Origin of the sequence: Methylobacterium sp. B1 (assembly GCF_000333255.1) — a bacterium.
GTDB classification, from domain to species: domain Bacteria; phylum Pseudomonadota; class Alphaproteobacteria; order Rhizobiales; family Beijerinckiaceae; genus Methylobacterium; species Methylobacterium fujisawaense.
The window spans coordinates 1-4,382 of record NZ_BACT01000563.1 but is presented as its reverse complement, the minus strand read 5'-3'; the positions used below and the strand labels follow the sequence as shown (position 1 = coordinate 4,382).

Genomic DNA, 4,382 nt, shown 5'->3' with positions numbered 1-4,382 from the left:
GGAGCGCCGCATCGCCGCGCCCGATCTGCACTTTCGGGAACCGCCCCCGGCCCTCCGGTCGGAGGCCGGCAGCCTGGACATCCCGGCCCAGTATCTCGCCTTCCTGGAGGGCGCGCGCGCCTTCCCGCGCAGCAACGTCGTCATCGCCGGCGGCAAGCTCGTCTACGACCTCGCCGCCCATCCGCGGCGCCCGGACATCCTGCTGCAGGACGGCCTCAACCCCGACCAGATCATGACCGCCGCCTTCGGGGCCACGCGGGCCCTCGTCGAGGTGCCCGAGGCCGAGCACACGATCGCGGCCGGCCTCATGATGTTCGGCCTGCAGAGCCGGAACTACGGGCACTGGTTCTGCGAGTTCGTGCCGCGGATGCTCTGCTACAACGACCCGCGCTGCCCCGACGGGATCCCGCTCTGCATCGACGACCACATGCCGGGGGCGCACGCGGAGATCCTGGGCCTTCTCGACACGCGCGACCGGCCCGTGATCGCGCTGCCGCCCAGGCCCGTCGCGTTCGGGCTCCTCGGAATGGCGCCGGTGCCGGCCTTCTTCCCCTTCGACATGAAGCCCGGCCGCCCCTTCTACGACACGGTCTGGCCGGCCGACGTCTTCGGGGCGATCCGCCAGCAGATCCTCGACCGCGCCCGCGCGCGCGGTGCCCTCTCCGGCCGGACCGACCGGCGCCTGTTCATCTCGCGCAAGGCCTTCACCCAACGCGCCCTCGTCAACGAGGCGGAGATCGCCGAACGGCTGCGCCCCCTGGGCTTCGAGGTGATCTATCCGGAGACGCTGACCTTCCTCGAACAGGTTGAGGCCTTCCATTCCGCCGAACTGGTGGTCGGCTCATCGAGTTCGGCGCTCAGCAACGCCCTGTTCTGCCGGCCCGGGTGCCGGATCCTCGGCCTGATCCACGAGGAGTTGTCCTTCAACTTCCGGGGCTATGCCAGCTTCATCGAGGCCGGGGGCGCGCGGATCCTGTTCCTGCGCGGCCGGACCCTCCCGCGCCCCGGCGTGCACGCCTTCCACGTGAGCTATACGGTCGACCCGGGGCGGGTCGTGGCCGCCGTGGCCGCACTCGAGGCCGAGGTCGCCACCGGCGCACCGGCCGGCTTTTCGATCGCGGCTGCGGACGACCGGCCGATCCGTGTGCCGGATCGCGGTGCCTCCCGGCTGCAGGACAAGCGGACCGTCGGGCCCGCGCGCGTCGACCCAGACCGGCTTGCGCGGGTCAGGACGCTCGCGGCCGGCCCCCATGCGGGCGCGGAGGCAGGCCTGTGCGCCCTGGAGGCGGTGGCCTACGTCGCCGGCGAGCCGCATTCGGATGAACCCGCCTGCGCGTCGCCCAGCATCGCCGCCTTTGTCCGAACCTGGAGCGATCGCCTGCCGCAGGATGCGCGCGATGCCCTGATCCTGCCGCTCGTTCCGCGCTTGGTCGGCACCCGGGGCTCGGAGGCCCTGGAGCGCCGGCGGGTCGCCCTGGTGGCCGATTGGCTGATCCGCACCCACCTGCCGGCGTGGTTCCGCCTCGCCAAGCTGAACGTGGAGGGGGACGAACTGGCCGACCTGCCCGAGGTCGAGGACGTCGCCCAACTCGTCTCCCTGTGCGATCACCTCAAGCGCGCGCGCAAGCGGGCGGCCGTCGCCAACCTGACCCTGCGGCAGACCGGCTCGGCCGTTCGGGGCGCGGCCTGGGACGCGGCCCATCAAGCGGCCTGGGGCGCCGTTCGGGACGCATTGGAGGCCGCGGGCCCGTCAGTCCTCGCCGCCGGCTGGGACGCGGCCTACGCGGCCGCCTACGCGGCGGCCCGCGCCTGCGGGAAGGCGCCCCTCGAACCGACGCGGCAGGCGCTTCAGCGCTCGGCCCTTGCGCTGGTCGAGCGCATGATCGAGGCTCGTGAGCGCGATCCCGCCGATCCGGGCCGGCGGCCGGAAGATGCCCTTCCGGCCCCCACGCCGATCCAAGACGGCGCTGAATGTCGGCCATGAGTGACACCCGGCAGGGCCCGCAGCCGCTCGATCCCGCCGGATCCGGTCAGCCCGCGCCGTCCATGGCGGGGCTCCGCTGCCTCGTGCTGGGCGGCGGCGGCTTCCTCGGGCTGAACCTGTGCAACCGCCTCGCGGCGGCGGGGGCCGAAGTCACCTGCTTCAGCCGCAGCCACATCCAGTCCGAGGTGCTCGACCGACGTGTCGCCCGGGTCACCGGCCAGTTCGCCGACCGCCTCGCGATCGCCAACGCCGTCGAGCGTCAGGACGTCGTCTTCCACCTGATCGCCGGCTCGATCCCGGAAAGTTCGAACCGGGATCCGTCCGCGGAACTCGCCGCCGCGCCGATCGCCACCCTGCATCTGCTCGAGATCTGCCGCTCGGCCCGGATCAGGAAGCTCGTGTTCTCGTCCTCCGGCGGCGCGATCTACGGCATTCCCCGGGCCATCCCGATCCCCGAGCAGGCGCCGACCGACCCGATCTCGGCCTACGGCATCGGCAAGCTGATGATCGAGAAGTCGCTTCACCTGTACCGGCATCTCCACGGGATCGACTACCAGATCCTCCGGATCGCGAACCCGTACGGCCGGTTCCAGCTCGGCACCAAGCACCAGGGCCTGATCGGCAGCTACATCCACCGTGTTCTCTTGGGCCTGCCGCTGGAGGTCTGGGGGACCGGGGAGGTGGTGCGAGACTTCCTGCACGTCGACGATGTCAGCGACGCGTTCCTCGCCGCGGTGTCCTATGACGGGCCGCACAAGGTGCTGAATGTCGGGAGCGGCAGGGGCCTGAGCGTCAACCAGATCATCGCGGAGCTGGAGGTGGCCTTCGGCCGGGATCGCCTGCCCTGCATCCACAAGCCGAGCCGCGCCGCCGACGTGCCCGCCAACGTCCTCGACACCGCGCTGATCCGGTCCGAGCTCGACTGGCAACCGCGCGTCGCCCTGCGCGAGGGGCTCATCAGCACCATCGCGTGGATGCGCGCCCATCTCGCCGAGATCGGAGCGGGCGCTGCGGCGCCGCACCCCGCCCGTGAGGGATGAAGCGCCCGTGACCGCCGTCGCGGCCGACGGCGCGACGGAGCCTGTGCGGCGGGCTTGATCGTCACGCCGCCCCGGAGCGGCCACGTTTGTCGTCGACAGCGCGACCTGCGAGCCGCACGGAGACCGCATGTCCTTCCTGCACGATCTGCCGATCGCCGACCTGATCGCGCACTATGGCTACCTGGCGATCTTCGTCATCATCACGCTGGAGAGCGCCGGCCTGCCCCTGCCGGGCGAGACGGTCCTGCTGACCTCGGCGGCCTATGCCGGCAGCACCGGCAACATCAACATCGCCGTGGTGGTGGCCATCGCGGCAACCGCGGCCATCCTGGGCGACAATGCCGGCTACTGGGTCGGCCGCCGCTGGGGTCTGCCCCTGCTCCTGCGCAAGGGGCACCTGATCGGCCTCGATCACGGCCGGCTCAAGCTCGGCCAATACCTGTTCCGCCGGCACGGCGGGAAGATCGTGTTCTTCGGCCGCTTCACCGCGATGCTGCGCGCCTATGCGGCGGTGCTTGCCGGCGTGAACAAGCTCGCCGCCCGCCGCTTCTTCGCCTTCAATGCGCTGGGCGGCGTCGCCTGGGCCTCGATCATGGGCTTCGGCGCGTATCTCTGCGGGCGCTCCATCGAGAACGTCATGGGGCCGGTCGGCCTGGGGCTGCTGGCCTTCGTCCTGATGGGCGCCGTCGCACTCTGGCTGTTCATGCGCCGGCACGAGGCGCGCCTGATGGTCGCCGCCGAGGCGGCGATCCCGGGGCCGCTGGCCGAGGGGCCGGACGGGACCGCGCCGCAGGCGGCGCCGCTTGCGCGCGACGACGACGCCGCGCGGCGCGACCGGATCCAGGCGGATTTCGCCGACCAGGTCGAAGCACTCCTGACCCAGCGGGAAGCCGGCCGGAGCGAGACCGGCCTCGAGGCGATCGTGCTGCCGCGCCGACGCGCCCTGCCCCTGTGGTTCAAGATCCCCGCCCTCATCGTCGCGTCGGCCGTCGGGATGACGCTGGTCTCGTGGCATGATGGCGTGACCGGTGGCTTCTACGGACGCCTCGTCGGGCATGTCGGGATCCTCGGCGCCGCGCTGATCCTCGTCGTGCCGGTCGTTCTCCTGATCGTCATCGGCTGGCGTCTGCAGAGCGCCGACACCCCGCTCCGACATTCAATAGCGGACTGCCCGTACGTCGGCATGATGGAGCGGGCGCGCACTTCAAGACCCTCTTCATCCGTTAGGTAGGGTATGCAAATCTGATCCGATATGCTAGAAACTCCCTCGCAAAGTCTCATCGGGATGTGAGCGCGCATGATGATCATACAGACGTACCTCTTGCAGGAGACAGCATGTCCGTTCACGCCAATAGAAT

Annotated in this window: 2 protein-coding genes and 1 pseudogene; all 3 read left to right on the top strand. The window is 70.9% G+C overall.

The annotated features are described in order from the left end of the window. Positions 1-1,984, top strand: a 1,984-nt coding sequence (locus I53_RS35180) for a glycosyltransferase family 61 protein (protein WP_251982340.1), incomplete at its 5' end; no start/stop codon positions are given. Next, positions 1,981-3,024 (top strand): NAD-dependent epimerase/dehydratase family protein, encoded by a 1,044-nt coding sequence (locus I53_RS16535; RefSeq protein WP_051044846.1) that lies wholly within the window; start codon positions 1,981-1,983, stop codon positions 3,022-3,024. The genes I53_RS35180 and I53_RS16535, both read left to right, overlap by 4 nt. 127 nt (positions 3,025-3,151) lie before the next feature. Then, positions 3,152-3,787 (top strand): annotated as a pseudogene (locus tag I53_RS35940) (DedA family protein); the annotation flags it as partial. Positions 3,788-4,382 lie beyond the last annotated feature (595 nt).